Raw genomic sequence first — 21,367 nt, 5'->3', positions numbered from 1 at the left:
CTCCCAAACAATCACCAGATTTCCATTATGGCCAAGTACAGGAGAAAACCGCCCGTCACGACCATCAAGGCAAACACCCCTGTCATCACCCAGAAGTAGAGGGGCTGTCTTTCCGCTCGGACGTATATCCATCCCGACTTATCGCGCAGGTGCCTGTTCCGGAGCGCCGAACAAAAACCTTCCATTCCGATAATGACGGACAGTATTCCGAGCAAACACTTCATGATAAAGTACGTCCGGAGGTCAATTCATCCGCAGCAGCGGGAAAGTTTTCCGCCTGGGACAGGGTGAGGTAGGTATCTCGACAGACCTCTTCCATTACCAGGCCGTCCATCTCGAGCCAGTGTGGGGACCGGAGCCCTGCTTCAGAGTCCCGCGTGTCGAATAGGTCGCCCTCCCGAAAGCGCTCCTGCCGAAGCCTCCGGAATTGCGACCTATCGCAATCATACTCATTGAGAAAGGCGTCGATCAGCAGGGAACCGTCCAGCGTCAACCAGACAGACCATGACCAAGCCGTACTGACGTTCAGCGCGGTCTGGTCTGGCGCTGAGAGATAAGCTCCCCAGCGGTAATCCTGGCTGACGAATACCCGCCCGTCGAGCGGCGCCGACTGCAGCCCGGGGGAAATCAGGAGGGCCGTCGCAAGAACTACCGCCGGGCTCATAAATCACTCCACGCTGCGGCTCCGGGACCGCCGAGGGCGGCTGTAGCCATGTTTCACAGGCGTCAAGGGCGGGACGACAAGCTCTCCGTTGAGGCCGGCCTGAATACACGGGCGGCGCGGTTCCATTCGAGGGGGGCGGTTTCGCACATCTCGCCAGTAAGACAGGGCCGAGCGTCGAGCAGCCCTGCAGGAGTGCGGTCTACCTGAAATGCCGGCCAGCGACCGGGCGCCGCGACGAAAGCGCGGGAAGCACCGTCCGTCTCGTCGGAGATCCAGACTTCGTAGCCATAATCGGCAGCCGCCTGCTCCGCACAGGCGCCGGGCGCCTCGATAACCCAGTCCCGCTGGCCGTCGCCGTTCAGATCCGGTGTCGAAGCGACGGCTGGGTAGGAGACGGTGAATGCATCGGCGTCATCCGGGTTGCCACAGGCGCGACGCCCGGCGAGATACCTGTCAAAGACAGCCGCCGGAATATCATCCGGCAACTTCGGCCTTCCATCGACCTCGCCGAGATCCACGGTCCCCTCGCCAAAGCCGCTTACGACAGCTTCGCCATCGGAACTCGGGCGCTCGGAAAGGCTGCGGGTTGTCGGGTCCCAGGCCCAGGCGAGGCGACAAACTTCCCGGGGGGGCAAGCAGTTCAGGTGGTGAAACGAAGCCTCGACCCGGACCTCGTCGCCAACTGTTCGGATGTCCGGATCCCAAGCCTGTCGGTCGAACACGCGCAGGTAGTGATCGCCGTCGCTCACGTACAGGCTGAGACGACAACCTCCGGTTCCGCATAGCCGTTGGTCTTCCGGCCATCGAATCAGCCAGTCCACGACCCCGTCCCGGCTGACGTCAACTGGCAGGAGCACCCCGGCAGGCGGTTCCGACAACGGGATGGGACGGTTGGTGGGGTCCTCGATATCGAAGCCGGTATGGTTCAGTTCGTCCAGAACATACCAAACGAGGCCGGGTGGGGGTTCTTGCGAAAGAACGCCGACCGGGGTCAGGGCAAGCCAGAGGCCTGCGAACACAACCCTTCCCGGTACGCCTAAGACCATTGAGTTCGTCATCCCCTTAAACACGCGTCTGTTTCTGGGGTGGGTGATGCCCCCGCAGCCATATTGTCAACTGATCGGTTCGTCACCTCTTGGGCTTGCTGCCCATGCGCACTTTAGGTCCGGACGCTGGCGTAACCGTCTGCGCGATGCCCAGACGGCGCATGGCCTGCTGTACCTCGTCCATGGCTAAAGTTTCGATGGCGTCCTGGTCGCCCAGCGCCGCGGCCGCCTGGAGCAGCTCGATCCCTCGCCGCTCATCGCTGGTAATGCCGCCTTCGCCGACGAAGGTCATCTTGCCCAGCACGGTCAAGGCTTGCGGATCGTTCCGCGCGGCTCCCAAGCGGATGTAACGCAGACCTTCGGGGACGTTTTTTGCCACGCCCTGACCCAGCATCAGGGAGAGGCCATACACGCCCTGCGCTCCGGGATGGCCCAGATCGGCCGCGCGGCGAAATAATTCGAGGCCCGCTGCTATGTCGTTGGGCACTCCTTGGCCGGTCATGTATAGTTGCCCCAGGAACGACATGCCTCCCGGATCGCCGGCTTCGGCCGCACGACGGAACATGGCAACGGCCCCCCGCTGGTCCTGCGCCACGCCCCGGCCGACGAACATCATCCGCGCCAGTTCGGTCATCGACGGACCGTGGCCCTGTTCAGCGGCGAGGCGGGCGTAGTGTGCCGCGCGTTCCCAGTTCTCCGCCGTGCCTACTCCCAGTGCGTAGACAATGGTACCGAGAGCTGCCTGAGCAAACAGTTCGCCCGCATCGGCTGCCCGCTCCAGGTTGGCGACGGCAACAGGATCCAACTGCCCGTCGGCCAGGCCGCTCAGCCGATAGAGCCCGTTCAGCCCTGCGCCGTAAGTGCTGCCTGCAGCCGCAGCCCGGGCCGTGGCGTCAAGTGCCAGCGCCGGGTCCTGCGGACCTGCGATCCCCTCGTGCGCAAAGTAGCCTAGGTTGGCCAGCGCCTCGGCATGGCCGCGTTCGCCCGCGGTGGCAAACCATCGGCGCGCCTGGGCATCGTCCCGTGGGACGCCGGCATATCCGGTGTAATAGAGTCGGCCGAGGTTCCACGCACTTACGGGATTGCCGCCTTCAGCCTCGGCGATCAGCCGAGCCACCACTTGTTTGGACGTTTCCTGCTGATAGATGATGTACGTGCGGCGATCGACCACGGACTGCGGTCCCCCGCGTGACTGACTGCCGCTGCCAAGCGCAGCCGCCAGCCCGTCCAATGGGGTGCCCATGCCCCCCGATCCTGACGAGGAAGACGAGGAGGACGAGCCGCTGCCCAGCGAACTCTGCTGCTCCAGCCCGGCCTGGAAGGCCCGGTCGGCTGCGGCGCGATCATTGGCAGCATCTTGCGCCCGCATCGATGCCATCATGCGCTGGCGGTTGGCCTCGTCGTTGGCGGCGCTCCACTGCGCCTGCGCGGCCTGCGACACGGCGAGTAGGCCGACTGTCAGCAGCGCATGCAAAAATCGACTGCTAGCCACTGAAGGGCACTCCTGGGCCTACCGGGCCGTTGTGGTTCCGACGGATACTCGTGATGAACTCCATCGCGTCCTTCTGCTGCACAAAGAATTTGCAATATTCGGACAATTCGGGGTCGGATGCATAGCTCTTGTCTCGCAGCGTCGCGGCGAATTTCGCGGCAAGCGTCGCCATCGACGAGTCTTCGGCGGCAACCGGATTCGTCCACAGAAGGCGGTTCTTGCTCGGCTGGATCGCCACGCACGCGGCGTAGCCCGACCGGGCCTGGGCAGGGGTTGCCGCGAGCGCGATCGCGAAGGTGGCGGCGGCTAGTAGGACGCGCATTTGAGTTCTCCCAATCAGCGATGCTACGTGGCCCTTCAGACCGGGGTTTGCCGACATGAAAAAGCCACACGAAAGTAAAAAATGGCGGTGAGACGGACTCCCACCGCCAGAGTTACCTTCAAGAAACTCCATTACCGGAGCGACTTGGAGGCCGGGTCGCCCCTTCCTTATGAGCTGTCCGCTGATCGCCGCACACCCCCCGAACGGGGGAGGGCAAAGATAATCTCCGACGCATCGGGCGCTATCTGGGCACTACAACAGCCCTTCGCCAATGGCGGTTTGATTTGATTCAGCGCTGCTGACGGAGGTGAGGATGCGTCAGGGGGGTGAGTAGCCCCTAGATTTCTGGACGCCTTCGATCCTAATCTTGAGGACAGGAGGCGACCATGGGGAAGCCCAATTTCAGCGATGAGTTCAATCGCGGTGCGGTACCCCAGATCACCGAGCGTGGTTACCCGCCTGCGACCGGAATATCCCGCGATGTGTGGTCTTACGACTTCGTCTATGGGCGCAGGGACGATGGCCGCAAGTCCCGCATCCAAAGGTGCCATGCTGATTTAAAGCAGTATGGGATTAGCCGTCGCACAGATTGGCCAGTGATCTACCCCACCGTGTCGCGCGACGATCAGGGTGTGAAAGCGCGACAAACAAGATGAGAACCCGGTGTGTCGGGAACGGCGGAGGGCGTAGCCCGTAGCCGTTCCCGACACACCGGAGGCGCTCTTTGCGGGGTGCCTATGATGGTCGTGGTGGGCGCTATGCATCGGGTTTTCCGGGAGGAGGACCTGGCGTGTGGCCGGCCGACACATCAACGATCATCAGGTGAGACTTTTCATGACCAACAGACGTAATGACCCCGTCGCTTTGGCGGCGGCGAAGGCCGGGTTCGGCCCGGCGACGGGCTATCGGATTCTGCAGGACGCCCGGTTGCCATCCCAGCGGCAAACACCGCAGCCGGCGCCGGCCCGATCCCCTTGCCGGTATCTTCGATGAATTGGTCGTGCCGATGTTGGAGGCTGCTCCGGGCCTTCGGCCCATAGCGATCTTCGAGGAACTGCGGCGTCGATATCCCGAGACGGTGTTCGGCTCCCGGCGAACGCTGGAGAGGCGCATTCGCGACTGGCGCGCCATGAACGGGCAGGATCGCGAAGTCATTTTCCGGCAAGTGCACGAGGCGGGGCGGCTCGGTCTGTCCGATTTTACGTGCATGGACGATCTGGCAGTTTCGATCGCCGGACGCCGCGCCAGCCCAGACACCGCGATCGAGCAGGTGACGGCCCTTACCCGGCAGGGAGAGTGGCCCCAAGTGCGCCTTGACGGCAACTGACTCGTTCTATCGCCGCTCAAGGCGCTCATGCACGCGGTCAGCCGTGACATGTTCTCCAGATGCAAGATTGAGAGCACATCTATGATACGCTCTACTGCGCTCGCGGTCAGGCAGAGAACCTGGTCAACTGCCAGCGCCGCGTCGTCGTCCGGATCGAGGCCGGCGCGATGGGCATGCGCTCAAAGGTGATCTTCTGGATCGGATGTTCAGTGGCCGAATTCATAATGGCAGTAACGTTGCTCATCGCCGCAACGAAACCGAGAGGAGTCGCTTTCCGGCTACGGTTCGACCGCAGGTTGGTCCGTCCGGGAAATACGACACCTCTCCAAATATTCCCGGTAGTCCACCCAGGACTCAATCGATGGGGGATAATCGGTTGATAAAGGGCGTGCTACCTAGATAGCTACCTAGCGCAAATGACGCCACTAGGGCCCGCTGAAGGCAGTGTTGTAAGTGACTGAATTTACTGGTGAAAATGGTGGACGCACTAGGGCTCGAACCTAGGACCCGCTGATTAAGAGTCAGCTGCTCTACCAACTGAGCTATGCGTCCACGCCCGCTTTCGGCTTGCGCCTCGATCGCCAGGAATTTGGTGGACGCACTAGGGCTCGAACCTAGGACCCGCTGATTAAGAGTCAGCTGCTCTACCAACTGAGCTATGCGTCCACATCCGCTTTCGGCTAGTCCCGGATGGGCCGTCGCTTTGGCGTGGGCGGGCTGTTAGCAGCCGCATCGGACTTTGCAAACAGGAAATCGCGTCTGCCGGCAAATTTTTGCGCTCAGGCCTGTTTCATCCCCAGTTTCCCGGCCTGCTGCGCCGCCGGCCCGAACGCTCAATGGCCATGATGATTCCGACGCACAGCATGACCGTCAGCATGGACGACCCGCCATAGGACATGAAGGGCAGGGGAATGCCGACCACCGGCGCCAGTCCCATGACCATCATCAGGTTGATCGCGACATAGAAGAAGATCGTCGTGGTCAGCCCCGCCGCCACCAGCCGCGCATATTTGTCCTGCGCGCGGAGAGACACGCCGATGCCCCAGCGGAACAGCAGCATGAAGGCCCCGATCAGCAGCACGCCGCCCATCAGCCCCCATTCCTCCGCCATGGTGGCGAAGACGAAATCGGTATGCCCCTCCGGCAGATAGTCCAGATGGCTCTGCGTCCCCTTGAGGAATCCCTTGCCGAAAATGCCTCCGGACCCGATGGCGATCTTCGATTGGCTGATATGATAGCCGGCGCCCAGCGGATCGCTTTCCGGGTCCAGGAAGATGAGGACGCGGTTCTTCTGATAATCGTGCAGGAAGCTGAAGGCGATGGGCACGATGGCGGCCAGCGTCAGTCCCGATCCCACGAACAGCCGCAGCGGCAGACCGGCGAGGAACATCACCGTCACCCCGCCCGCGGCGATCATGGTCGCGGTGCCGAGGTCGGGCTGCACCAGCACCAGCGCCCAGGGAATGCCGATCAGCACCAGCGCCGGCCAGATCGCGTTCCAGCGCCTGATCTCCCCCACCGGAAGCAGCGCGTAGAAGCGCGCGACCGCCAGCACGATCACCGGCTTCATGAACTCGGAAGGCTGCAACTGCATGAAGCCCAGGTTGATCCATCGCTGGCTGCCACCCGCCACCCCGCCGATCAGTTCGACCAGGAACAGAGCGGTCAGCACGACGCCATAGGCCGGGAAGGCAAGGCGCGCGAAGGTCTCCAGCGGTATCCGGCTCAGCACCAGCGCCATGCCCGAAAAGATTACGAAGCGAACGCCCTGGTTGATCGCCCAGGGGGTGATGCTGCCGCCGGCGGCGCTGTAGAGCACCAAGGTCCCGAACCCGGCGATGGCGAGCAATATGCCCAGCACGCGCCAGGGGAATTCGGTCAGGGGTTCGGGAACGATGCTCATGGCGCGCTGTCCGCCGGGGGCGGGGCGTCGTCCGCTTCGGCAGCCGGTGCCGGAGGCGGGGCGGCGGTCGCGGTCGCGCCATTGCCGGCGGATGCGTTCATCGCATTGGCCGCTTCGGGAAGAGGCGCCTCGCCCTTCTCGATCGCCTTCGCCAGCCTGTAGGCCGCCATCTGCCGCGCCAGCCGTTCGGCCGGCGGACCGCCCCAGTCCTTTTCGATGGTCTCCAGCTTCTCGATCGCCTTCGCCTGGTCGAACAGGAAAGTCATGGTGTCCGCCGCGATCATGGGCGCGTCCTCGATGCGGTTGACGTGGCCGCCATGCTCGATGATGCAGGCAATGGCATAGCGGGGATTGTCGAACGGCGCGAAGCCCTGGAACAGCGCATGGTCGCGCAGCTTGAACGGCAGCGATGCGTTGCTGCGCACGCCGCCCCCGCGTTCGGCCATGGTGATACGGCGGACCTGCGCCGTGCCGGTCTTGCCGGCCATCATCACGCCGGGCAGCGGGATGCGGGCCGCGCCGCCCGTGCCGCCGCCGTTCACCACCGCGCTCATCGCGTCGCGGATGGTCACCAGATGCTCCTCATTCACCCCCACGGACGCAGGCGTGGGCCGCTGCGCGCCGAAGATGAAGTTGGGCATCAACTGCCGGCCCGTCGCCAGCCGCGCCGCCATTACAGCCATCTGCAACGGGTTGATGAGCATATAGCCCTGGCCGATGGTCGCGTTGACCGTGTCGTAGACCTGCCATTTCTGGTTGTATTTCTTGAGCTTCCACGCCGGATCGGGAACGGTGCCGAAACTCTGGCTGGGGAAGGGAAGGGCGAATTTCTGCCCCATGCCCACGCGCCGCGCCATGCTGGCGATCCGGTCCATGCCGATCCGCTGCGCCATCTGGTAGAAGTAGATGTCGCAGCTTTGGGCGATGGCGCCCCGCATGTTGAGCCCGCCATGGCCCCGCCGTTTATGGCAGTGGAACAGCGTGTTGCCGACCCGGATCGCACCCGCGCAGTTCACCGTCTCCATGGGTGAAACTCCCGCCTCCAGCAGCGCGAGCGCCACCATCGGCTTCACCGTCGATCCCGGCGGGTACAGCCCCTGCAACGTCTTGTTGCGCAACGGGACATGGTCGTCCTTCGACAGCATGTCCCATTCCAGATGGCTGATGCCATCGGAAAAGCTGTTCGGATCGAAACTAGGCATGGACGCCATGGCCAACACGTCGCCATTATGGCAGTCGATCACCACCACCGACCCGCTCTGCGTCGCCAGCCGCCGCCCGGCATATTCCTGGAGGCCCGCGTCGATGGTCAGCTTGATCGCGTTGCCCGGCGTGTCGGGCCGGGTGGTGAGTTCCCGCACGATCTTGCCCCGCGCCGTCACCTCCACCCGTTTCGCGCCGGGCTTGCCCGTCAGTTCCTTGTCGAAAGACCGCTCCAGCCCATCCTTGCCGACCTTGAAGCCGGGCGTGATCAGCAGCGGGTCCTTGCGCTCCTCATAGTCCTTGGCCGAAGCTGCGCCGACATAGCCGAGCAGGTGCCCGACGGTCGCACCTGCCGGATAATTGCGGGAAAAGCCCTGGCTCGGGGCCACGCCCGGCAGGTCGGGCAGCCGGACGCTGACCGCCGCGAACTGATCGTAGGTCAACTTTTCCGCCACCTGCACCGGGCGGAAACCTGCCGACTTGTCCAGTTCCTCCTTGATCCGATCCACTTCGTCATCGCTGAGCGCCAGCAGATGGGCGAGGCTGCGGATGGTGTTCTCCGCGTCCGTCGCCCGCTCCGGGATCAGGTCGACGCGGAAGTCCGTGCGATTGTTCGCCAGCGGCCGTCCGTTGCGGTCGATGATCCACCCGCGCCGCGGCGGAATCAGCGTCAGGTTGACGCGATTGCTTTCCGACAGCAGATTATATTTCTCATTCTCGGCGACGCTGATCCAGCCCATGCGCCCGACCAGCAGCGCCCCGATCGCCCCTTGCAGGCCCCCCACCACCATCGCCCGGCGCGTGAAGGTGAAGGACAGGGAGGCTTCGGTGACGGTCTTCTTCTTGAGCAGGGGCAGCTTCATGCCATCACGCGCCAACGGTCGATCCGGGCGCATTGCCGGACGACAAAGGGAAAGAGCAGGACCGTCCAGAGAATTTGCGGCGCGACCAACAGCAGCTTGATGTCTCCTCCGCCGGTGATCCGCGCGAAGAAAACGCCGCCGGCGATGCAGAAGATAATCGCGAAGGAGGCGATTAACCAGTCCTGCCGATAGCTGCGCCAGACCATGCGATGTTCGATGGCGTCTATGCCGATCAGCGTGACGGTCCACAGGCACATGGCCGATCCGATGGGTTGGCCGCTGGCGATGTCGTCGAACAGGCCGAGCGGCACGCCGATCCAGGTGCGCCATAATTCGGGGCGCAGCAGCCGCCAGGACAGAAGCAGCAACAGGCCGAAGGGCGGCATGACCGGCGATTGCGCGATCACCGGCAGCGTCGTCACCAGAGATCCCAGCATCACCGTGATGACCGGGGTTCCCGCCAGCCGAAATCGCGAAGGATGACGGCCAAGGCGCGGCACATGCTGCAAATGGGGATCGATCATGGCGTGACCGAATTCTGCGCGGCGCCCGGTTCGACAGGAGCCGGCGGGCCATTGCCCTCCGGCCGGGTCACAGCCTCCTCGAAGGAGCGCTCCACCACAACCGCATCCACTCTGGAGGGGTTGGCGAGCGGCACGCCATAGGCGATCTCGCCCGCGATGCGCACGATCACCGCCACGGGAATATTGGGTTGATAGACCCCGCCGACGCCGGAGGTGACGAGCAGGTCGCCCGGCTTGAACGGATTACGCCCGGCCGCCAGCGCGCGGACCTCCAGCGTGCCGTCGCCAAGTCCCGTCGAAATCGCGGGTACGCTGTCATTGGCCCGCCGCACCGGCACGATATTGCTGGTGTCGGTCAGCAGCAGCACTTCGGCCGTGTTGGGCGTGGTGGTATGGATGCGCCCGATCAGCCCTTCCGGCGCGCGCACCGGCATGCCCGGGCGCACGCCCTGCCAGCGTCCCGCGTTCAGTCGCGCCAGCCGACGCGTGCTGGTGGAGGAGGACGCGATCAGCCGCGCGGTCAGCAATTCGCTGCCGTCATCCTCGACCAGCTTCAGCAGCTTCTTGAGGCGCAGATTTTCCTGCGCCACCGCCTTCGCCTCTATGATGCGGTTGCGGTCGGCCTCCACCTGCCGCCGCAGCGCGACGTTCTGGGAACCGGCACGCCAGTAGCTCGCCAGCACTTCGTCGATGGAGGCGACGCCGCTCACCATATTCTTGAGCGTCACCGACGCGGGGCGCGTAATCTCCGCCGTCGCGATGCGGATCGCGGCGAAGCCGGTGGGATCGAAAATGGCGACGACCACCAGAAGCAGGCCCACGGCGGCGCCCGTCATCGCCACGACATAGCTGGCGAAGAGGCTATATTGCGCCTTCCGGTTATGCCCGGGGCGTCGGCTGGGTGGCCGCGCCATCTTGTCCCCTTAAGCGGTTTGCAGCACGCCCCGGAAGATCGGATCCTCCATTGCGCGGCCGGTGCCGATCGCAACGCAGGTCAACGGATCTTCAGCGATGGTGACGGGCAGGCCGGTCTCGTCGCGCAGCTCGTCGTCCAGCCCCTTGAGCAGCGCGCCGCCGCCGGTCAGAACGATGCCCTGGTCGACAATGTCCGCCGCCAGTTCCGGCGCGGTATTCTCCAGCGCGATGCGCACGCCCTCGACAATGGTGCTGATCGGCTCCGCCAGCGCGTCGGCAATCTGGCCCTGGTTGATCGAGATTTCCTTGGGAACCCCGTTCACCAGGTCGCGGCCCTTGATATGGATCGTCTCGCCCACGCCGTCTTCGGGCGGTTGGGCGACGCCGAACTGCTTCTTGATCCGCTCGGCGGTCGCTTCACCGATGAGCAGATTATGATGACGGCGCACGAAGGAGACGATCGCCTCGTCCATCTTGTCGCCGCCGACGCGAACCGAAGTGGTGTAGGCCAGACCGCGCAGCGACAGCACCGCGACCTCGGTCGTGCCGCCGCCGATGTCGACCACCATCGAACCGATGGGCTCCGTCACCGGCATGTCGGCGCCGATGGCGGCCGCCATGGGTTCCTCGATCAGGAAGACCTGGGATGCGCCGGCATTGCTCGCCGCATCGCGAATCGCGCGGCGCTCGACGCTGGTCGAACCCGAAGGCACGCAGATCACGATCTCCGGGAAGCGCCACGGCCGCGACTTGCCGCCGTGCACCTTGGTGATGAAATGCTTGATCATCTGCTCCGCCACGTCGATGTCCGCGATCACGCCGTCCCGCAGCGGACGGATCGCCTCGATCGAATCGGGGGTCTTGCCCATCATCAGCTTGGCGTCGTCGCCGACCGCCTTCACCCGCTTCACGCCGTTCAGCGTCTCGACCGCCACCACGGACGGTTCGTTGAGCACGATGCCGCGCCCCCGCACATAGACCACGGTGTTGGCCGTGCCGAGGTCGATGGCCATGTCCTGGGAGGAGAGTTTGAAGAGACGCGAGAAGATCGACATGCCTGTTCCTGTTCAGCCCGCATGCCCCGGCGAAGCGAACCGGGACAGTCGGAAAGTTCGCCCCACGTTCCACCCGCCCCCTGGATGTCAATTTTTATAAGGCTTGTGTCTCGCGGAAAGCGCTCGCTTGGGCTAGTCACTAATCAATGTCAATACGCCGTCTGCCCGAACATCTGGTCAATCGCATCGCCGCGGGCGAAGTGGTCGAAAGGCCCGCCAGCGCGCTCAAGGAAATCGTGGAAAATGCGCTGGATGCCGGATCTCTCCGGATCGCCATCCGCATCTCCAATGGCGGGCTCGACCGGATGGAGGTGAGCGACGACGGCTGCGGCATGACCCGGGATGATATGGCGCTGGCGCTGGAACGCCACGCCACGTCCAAACTGCCCGACGACGCCATCGAAAATGTCGCGACGCTGGGTTTCCGGGGCGAAGCGCTGCCCTCCATCGCCAGCGTCGCGCGTCTTTCCATCGACAGCCGGCCGCAGGGGCAGGACGGTTGGAACCGAACAGTCGACAATGGCGTGGTGGTGAGCGAAGGCCCCGCCGCGCTGCCCCCCGGCACGCGCGTCACGGTCGAACAGCTTTTCGCCCGCGTCCCCGCCCGTCGCAAGTTCCTGCGCTCCGCCAAGGCGGAATATGCCGCCTGCCTCGATGTCATCCGTCGCCTTGCCATGGCGCATCCGTCCGTGGCCTTCAGCATGGAGCATGACGGTCGGCGCGTGCTGGGCGTGCAGGCGGGGGAGGCGCGGGAGGATCGCGTCGCCGCGCTCACCGACCGGGCGCTGGCCGACAATCATGTCATCGTGGCGCTGGAAAGAGAGGGGGTGCGCCTGTCTGGCGTGGCCTCGCTGCCGACCTATAATCGGGGGGTGGGCGATCATCAGTTCCTGTTCGTGAACGGCCGTCCGGTGCGCGACCGGCTGCTGGTCGGGGCGGTGAGGGGCGCCTATGCCGACATGCTGGCGCGGGATCGGCATCCGGTGGTGGCGCTGTTCCTTGACGTTCCGCCGCTGGAGGTGGATGTCAACGTCCATCCCGCCAAGACGGAGGTCCGCTTTCGCGATCCGGCGCTGATCCGGGGCATGATCGTCTCCGGTCTGCGCCGCGCGCTGGATGCGGAGGGTTTCCGCGCTGTCCAGCATGCCGACCCCGCCGGCCTTTCGGCGTGGAAGCCCGAACCGGTTTCCCCCACGCCGATCGGCGCCATGCCGATATTCGAAGCCGCCGGCGCGTCCGTTCCGGCCTATTCTGTGGCCGAGCGCCGTCCCGGCTTCCTGACGCCCCCGCCGCAGGCCCGCGCCGAACCTGCCGCCGCACCCGCGCCTGAAGGAACCAGCTTCCCGCTGGGCGTCGCCCGTGGGCAGGTCGCCCGCACCTATATCGTCGCGGAAGCAGAGGATGGGCTGGTCATCGTCGACCAGCATGCCGCGCACGAACGGCTGACCCTCGAACGCATGCGCCGCGCCATGGAAGGGCAGGGCGTCGCCGCCCAAACGCTGTTGCTGCCCGAAGTGGTCGAACTGGACGAGCCCGCCTGCGACCGGCTGGAGGCGCGGATCGAGGAACTGAAGGAATTCGGGCTGGAACTGGAGCGCTTCGGTCCCGCCGCCATGCTGGTGCGCGCAACGCCCGCGATGCTGGGGCAGGGAGATGTGCAGGGACTGGTGTCCGATCTGGCCGACGATCTCGCCGCCTATGACAGTGCGCTCTCCCTGAAGGAACGGCTGGATCTGGTAGCTGCCACCATGGCGTGTCATGGCTCCGTCCGCGCCGGGCGGGTGCTGAGCGTCACGGAGATGAACGCCCTGCTCCGCGAGATGGAGATCACCCCCCGCAGCGGCCAATGCAATCATGGCCGCCCGACCTGGGTGAAGCTGGGCCATGGCGACATAGAAAAGCTGTTCGGGAGGAAATAGGATGACGGGGATCGACCATTCAGCGCAATGCGTGCGCGCGATAAATCCGGTCCGGACGCCATCCCATCGCCTGTGAAGGAAGCACCGATGAAGCGGCTTCTCCTCCTTCTTGCCCTCGCCCCGCTACACGCCCAAGCCGCGGCTGATCCCTGCGCCGGTGCGCCATCCCTGCCCGAACCCTGGACAAGCTGGACCCAGAGCGGCACCGTGACCGCGGGCGCGACGGCATCCACCGCGCCGCGCATCATCCTGGGCAAGCCTGTCGTCGCAGAGTTGCGACCCGGTCCGCAGGTTCAGTTCATCGTCCCGCCCGGCAAGTCCCTTCCGAAAAGCCATGCGGGCCTCTTCACCCTGGCCGTGAAGGATACGGCGCGCATCGGCATCGCTCTGTCGGAAGGCGCCTGGGTGGACGCCGCCACCGGCACGACCGCGCTGACCTCCGTCGCCCATGAGCATGGGCCGTCCTGTTCCGGCATCCGCAAGATCCTGTGGTTCGACCTGTCGCCGGGCCTTCACACCATCCAGATCGCCAGCGCCTTAAAGCCTTCGATCCGCATCATGGCCGCCGACGCCCGCGCCAACCAGCCCCGTTGACTCAAGCCGGGCGCGTCCGGAACATGGCGATGGGCTTCATCGACAGCACCGGTTCGTCGCGTTGGTTGAAGAGCGTGATGTGGGTCTTCACGATCCCCATTTCGGGGCGGCTGCGCGACGCCTTGACCTCTATCACCTCGGAAACGCCGCGCAGCGTGTCGCCCGGACGAACCGGCTGCAACCAGCGCAGTTCATCCACGCCCATCGCACCCAGGCTGGCGGCCTGAATGCCCGGATTGCGCTGCCATTCCGCCACCATCATCTTCATCGACAGAGCCGTGGTATGCCACCCGCTGGAGGCCAGGCTGCCGAAATGCGTGCCCGCCGCGGCCTCGTCGGACAGATGGAAGGGCTGAGGGTCGAATTCGCTGGCAAAGGCGACGATCTCCTCCCGGCTGATGGTGAGCGGACCGAATTCGTTCCTGTCACCTACCTGCACATCTTCGAAATAGACGATCTCGCTCATACCCGTTTCCTTCCGCAACGGGTGAAGGAGTAGTTTCCGTTTACGCGAACGTCAATGCCTGACAAGACCTGCCAATGTGGCGGAATTGCCGTCGCCCGGGCGGGGCGCGATTCCCAGCAGCGTTGCGAGCAGCGGATAGATGTCGACATTGTCGAAACCCGAAGGTGGCGTGAACCCTCTGTCGAAAGCCGGGCCATTGGCGATGAACAGGGCCTGCATTTCCGGCGCCTGATTGTCCCAGCCATGATCGCCGCCGACGAACGGTTTGACGGGACCGCTCGGCTGTATCATCCAGCCGGTTTCGGCAAGGCAGAAATAAGGCGGGATGCGCGGATGCGCGCCATAATGGAAACGCGCTGGGATCGCGCTTTTCCGCCAGCATTGCATATGCGCATGGGGCTTCAGCAGGTCCGTCTCCAGCGCCGCTTCATGCCCCGGTTGCGCAGCCAGGCTGGCATAAGGTCCGCTTTCGACGATGCGGTAGTCAGCCGGGTCCGCCACCTTGTCCAGCGCGACCACCCGCTCGCTCGATTTCTGCGCCATGCCATGGTCGGACAGGATCACGAGATTGGCCGGCTGGCCCATGGCCTCCAACCCGTCGACCAGCATGCCGATCTCGCCATCGATCTCCGCCGCCGCCTGCGTCGTCTCGGCCGCTTCCGGTCCGGCTGCATGGCCCGCCGTGTCCACCGCATCGAAATAGAGCGTCAGGAAGCGCGGGCGGATCGCCGCCGGCCGCCGCAACAGGTCCAGCACGCCGTTCACCCGCTGCGTCCCCGAAATCTCCTGGTTGAACTGTGCCCAGTCGCCCGGCCGGGTGCCGCCGCTGATCCTGTGCGGCCACTCCGCCGCTTCCGTCCCGCCCCAGGCCACGTTGGACCCGGGCCAGAACAATGTCCCCGTCCGTACGCCGGCCTTCTCCGCCGTCACCCAGATCGGCTCGGCCCCGTTCCACCAGAAGGGATCGTCGGTCGCCATGGTGAAGGTCTCACCGGGGCGCGCCGTATCCTCCATCCTGTTGGCGACGATGCCGCTGCGGTCGGGACGCTGGCCGGTCACTATGGCCCAATGATTGGGGAAGGTCTTGGTGGGGAAGGAGGGGCGCATCGCTGCCTCGACCCCGCTCGCGGCCAGCGCGGATAAATGCGGCGTCACGCCTCGTTTCAGATAATCCGGGCGGAAGCCGTCGATGGATATCAATATCGTGACCGGTTCGCGCCGCTCGGCCGGTGCGGAACTGGACACCGGCCGCTCGTCCGGTCGCGCGCAGCCGCCGAGCACCTGAAGAAGGAGAAGGCCGGCGAAGGAAAAGCGGCGGAAAAACATGCCCCTGCCTTAGCAGAAGGACCATGACGGTAAAGTGACGAGCGCCCTATGCCCCGCTCACATAGGGCATCATCGCCATCCAGGCGTTCCGCTTCGCCTCCCGCGACATGCTGGCGAAAGCGCCGCTGGAGGAGGGGAGGTCGATCAGAGCCAGTCCCGGCCGCGCCCCGATCTGGCGCCGCCCATGCAGCGCGGCGGTCTTGCCGTTGAAGGCCACAGCCTCCAGCGCGGGAAGCCGATCCACGAAGGCCGACAGGTCGCGCAACTCCGCGCCCCGGATCGCGCTGTCCAGGCTGCCCTCCCGATCGGCGCTTTCGATCACGTCCCAAAGGCCCACTGCCCTTGCCTTCAGCCGCTTCAACCGCATCGCATAGGGCTGGCCGCGCAGATCCTCGCCCAGCACATCGCCCATCAGCGCCCAGAAGGCGTTGCCCCGATGCGCATAATATTCGCCCTGCCTGATCGATACGTCACCCGGCAGGCTGCCCAGGATCAGCAGCCGCGTCGCTTCGTCTACGCTGGGGGGAAAGGCCGCCTTGCGTCGCGCAGCCATCTGTCCCGGACGCAGCATCGGCCCTCAGACGTTGAACCGGAACAGCATGATGTCGCCATCCTGCGTCACATATTCCTTGCCTTCGGAACGCCACTTGCCCGCTTCCTTGGCCCCGGCCTCGCCATTATACTGGACGTAATCCGCATAGGCCATGGTTTCCGCCCGGATGAAGCCCTTTTCGAAATCGGTATGGATCGCCCCTGCCGCCTGGGGCGCCTTCGATCCCTTGGCCACTGTCCAGGCGCGCGCCTCCTTCGGTCCAACGGTGAAGAAGGTGATGAGGCCAAGCAGTTCATAACCGGCGCGGATGATGCGGGCGAGGCCGGCTTCCTCCAGCCCCAGAGCCTCCAGATATTCAGCCCGCTCCTCGACCGGCATGGTGATGAGTTCGGCTTCGATCGCGGCTGAGACGATCACTGCCTTCGCACCTTCCGCCGCCGCCTTTTCGAACACGCGGGCCGAATGGGCGTTGCCTTGTGCCGCGCTTTCTTCCTCGACATTGCAGACGTAGAGCACAGGCTTGGCCGTCAGCAGTTGCGCCTGGCGGAAGATGCGTTCCTCCTCATCGTCGCCCGGCCGGGTCAGCCGCGCCGGCTTGCCCTCGCGCAGCAGGTCCAGCGCCTTGCCCAGCACGGACGCCGCGGCCTTCGCCTCCTTGTCGCCCTGCGCCGCCTTCTTGGCGAAGTTCGGCACGCGCTTTTCAAGGGATTCGAGGTCCGCCAGCATCAACTCGGTCTCGACCGTCTCGGCGTCGGCAATGGGGTCCACCTTGCCCTCGACATGGGTGATGTCGTCATCCTCGAAGCAGCGCAGCACATGGACGATGGCGTCCACCTCGCGGATGTTCGCCAGGAACTGGTTGCCCAGGCCTTCGCCCTTGGACGCGCCGCGCACCAGCCCTGCAATGTCGACGAAGGCAAGCTGCGTCTCGATGATCTTGGCCGAACCGCCGATCTTCGCGATCGTCTGCAGGCGCTGGTCGGGCACGGCGACCTGCCCGACATTGGGCTCGATCGTGCAGAAGGGATAGTTCGCCGCCTGCGCCGCCTGCGTCTCCGTCAGCGCATTGAACAGGGTGGACTTGCCCACATTGGGAAGCCCGACGATACCGCAACGAAAACCCATGATACTGCCTTCACGTCAAATCCGATGGCCGCGCCGATAGCGCTTTCCCGGCGGCTTGGCCAGAGTCCGTGCGGCCTCAATGACGGAAGAAGAGCGTGACGGAAGCGACATGGTTCACGCGCGCATTGCCGCCGCGCCGGTCGATCCACTGGTTGAGATAGCCGATCTCGGCCGTCGATGCGCCGCCCAGCGCGATCTCGGCCCCGATGAAGCTGCGCAACTGATCGAACCCGCCCTTCGCGCCCCAGTCGGTGCTGTTGAGCGCCACGAAGCCCTCGCCATAGACGAGAGCGCTCACCGCCTTGCTGCCCAGCGGCTTTTCGTAGCGCAGCATCTCCCGCAGTCGCCAGCCCATGTCGTCGCCGTCGGAACGCCAGCGCTGCTCCAGCCGGGTCCGCGACGAAAGCTCGCCGCCCCAGGGCTTGCCGATGGTCCAGTTGACCTGCTGGAAGCTTCGCTCCTCATTCACGTCGCGCCCATTGTCGACCGGCAGCACGACATGGGCATAGCCCTGATAGACGGTCACGCTGGGGGACAGTTTCCAGCCCAGGCCACCGCGCAGGATGGTCTGGTCGACCCCTGAAACGCCATCCCCGAAGCGTGGCTGAATCTCCGCGAAATAGACGAGATCGCCGGAGATCGGGCCCATGGCGGTGAGGTTCAGCCAGAATTGCTCATCTTCCGCCGTCCGGGCCTGGGCAGGGGCGGCCATGGCGATCAGCGCGCAGGAGAGGGCAGGCAACAGGCGACGCATCACGTCCTCGCAAACAAAAGCGCCGCTCTTGATGATGCTGCTCCTGTGGAGGCAGGAGCCCAGTTCAGACGTTTATTCGTCTTCCAAATGGCCGGACTGGGCTACTGCCTTCGCAGAAGCACGAAGAGCGTCGGTCGATTGCCCGCCCTTTAGCGTGCCCTCATTTCCGGTCCATTTCCCCATGGTAAGCTTTGGCGACTGTCCTCAGGTAATCACGCTCGGCCGTTCCATCCCGGTAAAGCCCGAAATGTCCGCAATTTCCTGCGCCGCCTTCACCAGCGGTGCGAGCGCCTCGCTCGTCTCCAGCGCCAGATCGCCATCCGCGCCCACATAGCGCTCGATATAGACGCGCAGGGTCGCGCCCTCCGTACCCGTCCCCGAAAGCCGGAACACCACCCGTGAACCATCCTCGAACAGCACGCGCACGCCCTGGTTGCGGCTGACGGATTGGTCGGTCGGATCGCTATAGGCGAAATCGTCGGCGCTCTGCACCGTGCCGCCGCTGTTTGTCGTGCCCGGCAGCGCCTCCAGTCGGTCCCGCAACGCCGCCATCAGCGCATCGGCCCTGTCCTTGGCAATCGCTTCATAATCATGCCGCGCATAATAGTTGCGGCCATAGGTCGCCCAATGTTCGGCCATGATCTGCGCCACGCTTTGCCGCCGGACGGCCAGGATGTTGAGCCACAGCAGCACCGCCCAGATGCCGTCCTTTTCCCGCACATGGTCGGACCCGGTGCCGGCGCTTTCCTCCCCGCAGATGGTTGCCATGCCGGCATCCAGCAGATTGCCGAAGAATTTCCATCCCGTCGGCGTTTCATAGAGTGGAATGCCCAGCTTTTCCGCGACGCGATCGGCCGCGCCGCTGGTCGGCATCGAGCGCGCAATGCCCTTGAGGCCCGCCGCATAGCCCGGCGCCAGATGCGCATTGGCCGCCAGCACGGCGAGCGAATCCGAAGGGGTGACGTAACAATGTCGCCCGATGATCAGGTTGCGGTCGCCATCGCCATCCGAAGCGGCGCCGAAATCCGGCGCGTCCGGCGCCATCATCCGGTCGTACAGCTCCCTGGCGTGAACCAGATTGGGATCGGGATGATGATGGCCGAAGTCGGTCAGCGGGGTGGCGTTGCGCACGGTTCCCGCAGGCGCGCCCAGCCGCTTTTCGAAAATCTCGACGGCATAGGGGCCCGTCACCGCGCTCATCGAATCGAAGGAAAGGCTGAAGCCGTCCGCGATCATCGCCCGGATCGCGGTAAAGTCGAACAGCTTCTCCATCAGTTCGGCATAGCCCGCGACCGGATCGACCACCTCGACGGTCATGTCGCCCAGGGTCGTGCTGCCCAGCGTGTCGATGTCGACATCGTTCGCCTCGAAAAAGCGATAGCTGTCGATGGCCAGGGTCCGCGCATGAATGGCGTCGGTCACCTTCTCCGGCGCCGGGCCGCCGTTCGAGACATTATATTTGATCCCGAAATCCTCGTCCGGCCCGCCCGGATTGTGGCTGGCGGACAGAACCAGTCCGCCAAAGGCCCCCGACGACCGGATCAGATGCGAGGCCGCCGGAGTGGAGAGAATTCCGCCCCGCCCCACCAGAACACGGCCGAAACCATTGGCCGCCGCCATCTTCAAAACGGTCTGGATAACCTCCCGATTGAGGTAGCGGCCATCGCCGCCGACCACCAGCGTCTGGTCCTCGAACCCTTCAAGGCTGTCGAAGACCGACTGGACGAAATTTTCGGCATAATGGGGCTGCTGGAAGACCCGCACCTTCTTGCGCAGGCCGGACGTGCCCGGCTTCTGGTCGTCGAAAGGCTGCGTCGCGAAGGTCTGTATCACCCGGATCCCCTTGGTCAGTGGAAAGTCAGGCCTACTCTATGGCGTGGGACTGCGACAGTCCGCAATCCACCCTGGCCATTTCACCGTGAGGGCAGGGCGGACGGACGCGCAATTCGCCCGTCTCAGTCCGCCAGCCGCAGCGCCACCTCATTCATGAACCGCGCATCCTCTCCCTTGGCGAGCCACTCCGCTTCCGCTCCGATCGCGCCCAGCATGTCGGCCAGCGCGTCCATCTCGCTCTTGTGATAATTGCCCAGCACATAGCCGTGCACCCGGTCCTTGTGCCCCGGATGGCCGATGCCGATCCTCACCCGGCGAAACTCCGCCCCTATATGCGCATCGGTCGAACGCAGGCCGTTATGTCCCGCATTGCCGCCGCCGCGCTTCACCTTGACCTTCATGGGCGCAAGGTCCAGTTCGTCGTGAAAGACCGTCACATCCTGCGGCGTCAGTTTGTAGAAGCGCATGGCTTCCCCAACCGAGCGTCCGCTCTCGTTCATGAAGGTTGCCGGTTTCAGCAGGACGATCTTCTCAGGACCGATGCGTCCTTCCTGCACCCAGCCCTGGAACTGCTTCTTCGGCGGAGAGAAGCGATGCATGTCCGCGATCAGGTCGACCGCCATGAAACCGACATTATGCCGGTTCATCGCATATTGGGTTCCGGGATTGCCCAGGCCCACCCAGATCTGCATCGCGTCGATACTCCCGATAAGACAAACCCCCGTTCGTCCTGAACCTGTCGAACGGCCTCACTTCTTCGAAAAGAACGGGGCTTCGACAAGCTCAGCCCGAACGGGGGTTGAGCGAACCGATAAACGGCCAGCCAGACTAGGGGCTTATTCGCCCTGAGCCGGCGTCTCATTGTCGCCTTCGGCGCTCTTCAGAGCCGAGGGGGCAACGATGGTCGCGACGGTGAAGTCGGTTTCGTCATGGGCGGCCTTGGCGCCCTTGGGCAGCTTCACGGCGCCAATGTGGATCGACTCACCGACATCCAGGCCGGTCAGGTCGACGACGACATCGTCCGGAATCTCGGCCGCATCGACGATCAGTTCGATCTCGTGCGCGACGATGTTGAGCACGCCGCCCTTCTTCAGGCCGGGCGAAGCGTCTTCATTGCTGAAGACAACCGGCACGTTGACGTGGACGGTGGCATGTTCCGAAACGCGCAGGAAATCGGCGTGCAGCGGACGGTCGGTCACGGGGTGGAAAGCCACATCCTTGGCGAGGGTGCGGACCTTCTTGCCGCCCACTTCGACGAAGACGACCGAATTGAAGAAATGGCCGGTGCCGAGCAGCTTGTTGAGAAGCTTTTCCTCGACGTGGATCGACTGCGGTTCTTCATTGTTACCATAGATGACGGCGGGTACGCGGCCCTCACGGCGGAGAGCGCGGGAGGCTCCCTTGCCTGCCCGATCGCGTGCCTCTGCCGACAGCGTAAGCTGCTCGCTCATTGCGTGTCTCCAAAAGCAAATTGATGTAGGTG

20 protein-coding genes, 2 tRNA genes and 1 pseudogene are annotated in these 21,367 nt (G+C 64.5%); 4 read left to right on the top strand and 19 right to left on the bottom strand.

Features of this window, described 5'->3' with window-relative positions; all coding sequences use genetic code 11:
* Positions 1 to 220 precede the first annotated feature (220 nt).
* The 4 genes from EGM87_RS06600 to EGM87_RS06585 form a co-directional block, all read right to left on the bottom strand.
* Positions 221 to 664 carry a hypothetical protein gene (locus EGM87_RS06600; RefSeq protein ID WP_137710439.1) on the bottom strand — a complete coding sequence of 148 codons (444 nt, stop codon included), beginning with the start codon at positions 662 to 664 and terminating at the stop codon, positions 221 to 223.
* A gap of 62 nt (positions 665 to 726) precedes the next feature.
* Complete coding sequence (locus EGM87_RS06595; RefSeq protein ID WP_137710440.1) at positions 727 to 1,683, bottom strand: hypothetical protein; 957 nt, start codon at positions 1,681 to 1,683, stop codon at positions 727 to 729.
* Positions 1,684 to 1,792: 109 nt separating this feature from the next.
* Positions 1,793 to 3,184 carry an SEL1-like repeat protein gene (locus EGM87_RS06590; protein ID WP_171010085.1) on the bottom strand — a complete coding sequence of 464 codons (1,392 nt, stop codon included), beginning with the start codon at positions 3,182 to 3,184 and terminating at the stop codon, positions 1,793 to 1,795.
* Between the two features lie 10 nt (positions 3,185 to 3,194).
* On the bottom strand, positions 3,195 to 3,524 hold the full coding sequence (locus tag EGM87_RS06585) for a hypothetical protein (RefSeq protein ID WP_137710442.1): 330 nt from the start codon (positions 3,522 to 3,524) through the stop codon (positions 3,195 to 3,197).
* A gap of 386 nt (positions 3,525 to 3,910) precedes the next feature.
* Here EGM87_RS06585 and EGM87_RS06580 point away from each other — a divergent pair, with 386 nt between their 5' ends.
* Positions 3,911 to 4,180: a hypothetical protein gene (locus EGM87_RS06580; protein WP_137710443.1), complete on the top strand. Its 270-nt coding sequence runs from the start codon at positions 3,911 to 3,913 to the stop codon at positions 4,178 to 4,180.
* Positions 4,181 to 4,316: 136 nt separating this feature from the next.
* Positions 4,317 to 4,761 (top strand): annotated as a pseudogene (locus EGM87_RS06575) (IS21 family transposase); the annotation flags it as partial.
* A 566-nt stretch (positions 4,762 to 5,327) separates the two neighbouring features.
* Here the strand turns inward: EGM87_RS06575 and EGM87_RS06570 are convergent.
* The 7 genes from EGM87_RS06570 to EGM87_RS06540 form a co-directional block, all read right to left on the bottom strand.
* Positions 5,328 to 5,403, bottom strand: a tRNA-Lys gene (locus EGM87_RS06570).
* A gap of 38 nt (positions 5,404 to 5,441) precedes the next feature.
* Positions 5,442 to 5,517: transfer RNA gene (locus tag EGM87_RS06565), tRNA-Lys, on the bottom strand.
* Between the two features lie 124 nt (positions 5,518 to 5,641).
* Positions 5,642 to 6,754, bottom strand: a complete 1,113-nt coding sequence (gene rodA, locus EGM87_RS06560) for a rod shape-determining protein RodA (protein WP_044662416.1) — start codon at positions 6,752 to 6,754, stop codon at positions 5,642 to 5,644.
* The gene (gene mrdA, locus EGM87_RS06555) at positions 6,751 to 8,820 is read right to left on the bottom strand and encodes a penicillin-binding protein 2 (RefSeq protein ID WP_044662415.1); all 2,070 of its coding nucleotides are present in this window, start codon (positions 8,818 to 8,820) and stop codon (positions 6,751 to 6,753) included. The genes rodA and mrdA overlap by 4 nt, the downstream gene beginning before the upstream one ends.
* The gene (locus tag EGM87_RS06550; RefSeq protein ID WP_025550149.1) at positions 8,817 to 9,344 is read right to left on the bottom strand and encodes a hypothetical protein; all 528 of its coding nucleotides are present in this window, start codon (positions 9,342 to 9,344) and stop codon (positions 8,817 to 8,819) included. The genes mrdA and EGM87_RS06550 overlap by 4 nt, the downstream gene beginning before the upstream one ends.
* Positions 9,341 to 10,258: a rod shape-determining protein MreC gene (gene mreC / locus EGM87_RS06545; protein ID WP_025550150.1), complete on the bottom strand. Its 918-nt coding sequence runs from the start codon at positions 10,256 to 10,258 to the stop codon at positions 9,341 to 9,343. The genes EGM87_RS06550 and mreC overlap by 4 nt, the downstream gene beginning before the upstream one ends.
* A 9-nt stretch (positions 10,259 to 10,267) precedes the next feature.
* The gene (locus tag EGM87_RS06540) at positions 10,268 to 11,314 is read right to left on the bottom strand and encodes a rod shape-determining protein (RefSeq protein WP_007685698.1); all 1,047 of its coding nucleotides are present in this window, start codon (positions 11,312 to 11,314) and stop codon (positions 10,268 to 10,270) included.
* Between the two features lie 146 nt (positions 11,315 to 11,460).
* Between EGM87_RS06540 and mutL the strand changes: the two genes are divergently transcribed.
* Both mutL and EGM87_RS06530 read left to right on the top strand, forming a co-directional pair.
* Positions 11,461 to 13,233, top strand: a complete 1,773-nt coding sequence (gene mutL / locus EGM87_RS06535; RefSeq protein ID WP_044662414.1) for a DNA mismatch repair endonuclease MutL — start codon at positions 11,461 to 11,463, stop codon at positions 13,231 to 13,233.
* Between the two features lie 87 nt (positions 13,234 to 13,320).
* Positions 13,321 to 13,827 carry a hypothetical protein gene (locus tag EGM87_RS06530; protein ID WP_044662413.1) on the top strand — a complete coding sequence of 169 codons (507 nt, stop codon included), beginning with the start codon at positions 13,321 to 13,323 and terminating at the stop codon, positions 13,825 to 13,827.
* Between the two features lies 1 nt (position 13,828).
* Here EGM87_RS06530 and EGM87_RS06525 read toward each other — a convergent pair whose 3' ends face one another.
* The 8 genes from EGM87_RS06525 to EGM87_RS06490 form a co-directional block, all read right to left on the bottom strand.
* Positions 13,829 to 14,293, bottom strand: coding sequence for a MaoC family dehydratase (locus EGM87_RS06525; RefSeq protein WP_044662412.1), 465 nt, complete (start codon positions 14,291 to 14,293; stop codon positions 13,829 to 13,831).
* Between the two features lie 51 nt (positions 14,294 to 14,344).
* The gene (locus EGM87_RS06520) at positions 14,345 to 15,619 is read right to left on the bottom strand and encodes an alkaline phosphatase family protein (RefSeq protein ID WP_044662411.1); all 1,275 of its coding nucleotides are present in this window, start codon (positions 15,617 to 15,619) and stop codon (positions 14,345 to 14,347) included.
* A 46-nt stretch (positions 15,620 to 15,665) separates the two neighbouring features.
* Positions 15,666 to 16,190 (bottom strand): DNA-deoxyinosine glycosylase, encoded by a 525-nt coding sequence (locus EGM87_RS06515; protein ID WP_025550154.1) that lies wholly within the window; start codon positions 16,188 to 16,190, stop codon positions 15,666 to 15,668.
* A 6-nt stretch (positions 16,191 to 16,196) separates the two neighbouring features.
* Positions 16,197 to 17,297: a redox-regulated ATPase YchF gene (gene ychF, locus EGM87_RS06510; protein WP_025550155.1), complete on the bottom strand. Its 1,101-nt coding sequence runs from the start codon at positions 17,295 to 17,297 to the stop codon at positions 16,197 to 16,199.
* A 76-nt stretch (positions 17,298 to 17,373) separates the two neighbouring features.
* Complete coding sequence (locus EGM87_RS06505; protein WP_044662410.1) at positions 17,374 to 18,051, bottom strand: DUF2490 domain-containing protein; 678 nt, start codon at positions 18,049 to 18,051, stop codon at positions 17,374 to 17,376.
* A gap of 204 nt (positions 18,052 to 18,255) precedes the next feature.
* Complete coding sequence (locus tag EGM87_RS06500) at positions 18,256 to 19,884, bottom strand: alpha-D-glucose phosphate-specific phosphoglucomutase (protein WP_044662409.1); 1,629 nt, start codon at positions 19,882 to 19,884, stop codon at positions 18,256 to 18,258.
* 122 nt (positions 19,885 to 20,006) lie between these two features.
* Positions 20,007 to 20,576 (bottom strand): aminoacyl-tRNA hydrolase, encoded by a 570-nt coding sequence (gene pth / locus EGM87_RS06495; protein ID WP_044662408.1) that lies wholly within the window; start codon positions 20,574 to 20,576, stop codon positions 20,007 to 20,009.
* 144 nt (positions 20,577 to 20,720) lie between these two features.
* Positions 20,721 to 21,335 carry a 50S ribosomal protein L25/general stress protein Ctc gene (locus EGM87_RS06490; RefSeq protein ID WP_025550158.1) on the bottom strand — a complete coding sequence of 205 codons (615 nt, stop codon included), beginning with the start codon at positions 21,333 to 21,335 and terminating at the stop codon, positions 20,721 to 20,723.
* Positions 21,336 to 21,367: the final 32 nt, after the last annotated feature.

Origin of the sequence: Sphingobium sp. RSMS, from assembly GCF_005406185.4 — a bacterium.
GTDB classification, from domain to species: Bacteria; Pseudomonadota; Alphaproteobacteria; order Sphingomonadales; family Sphingomonadaceae; genus Sphingobium; species Sphingobium fuliginis.
The sequence above is the reverse complement of the archived record's forward strand: the minus strand, read 5'-3'. Positions and strand labels throughout refer to the sequence as shown.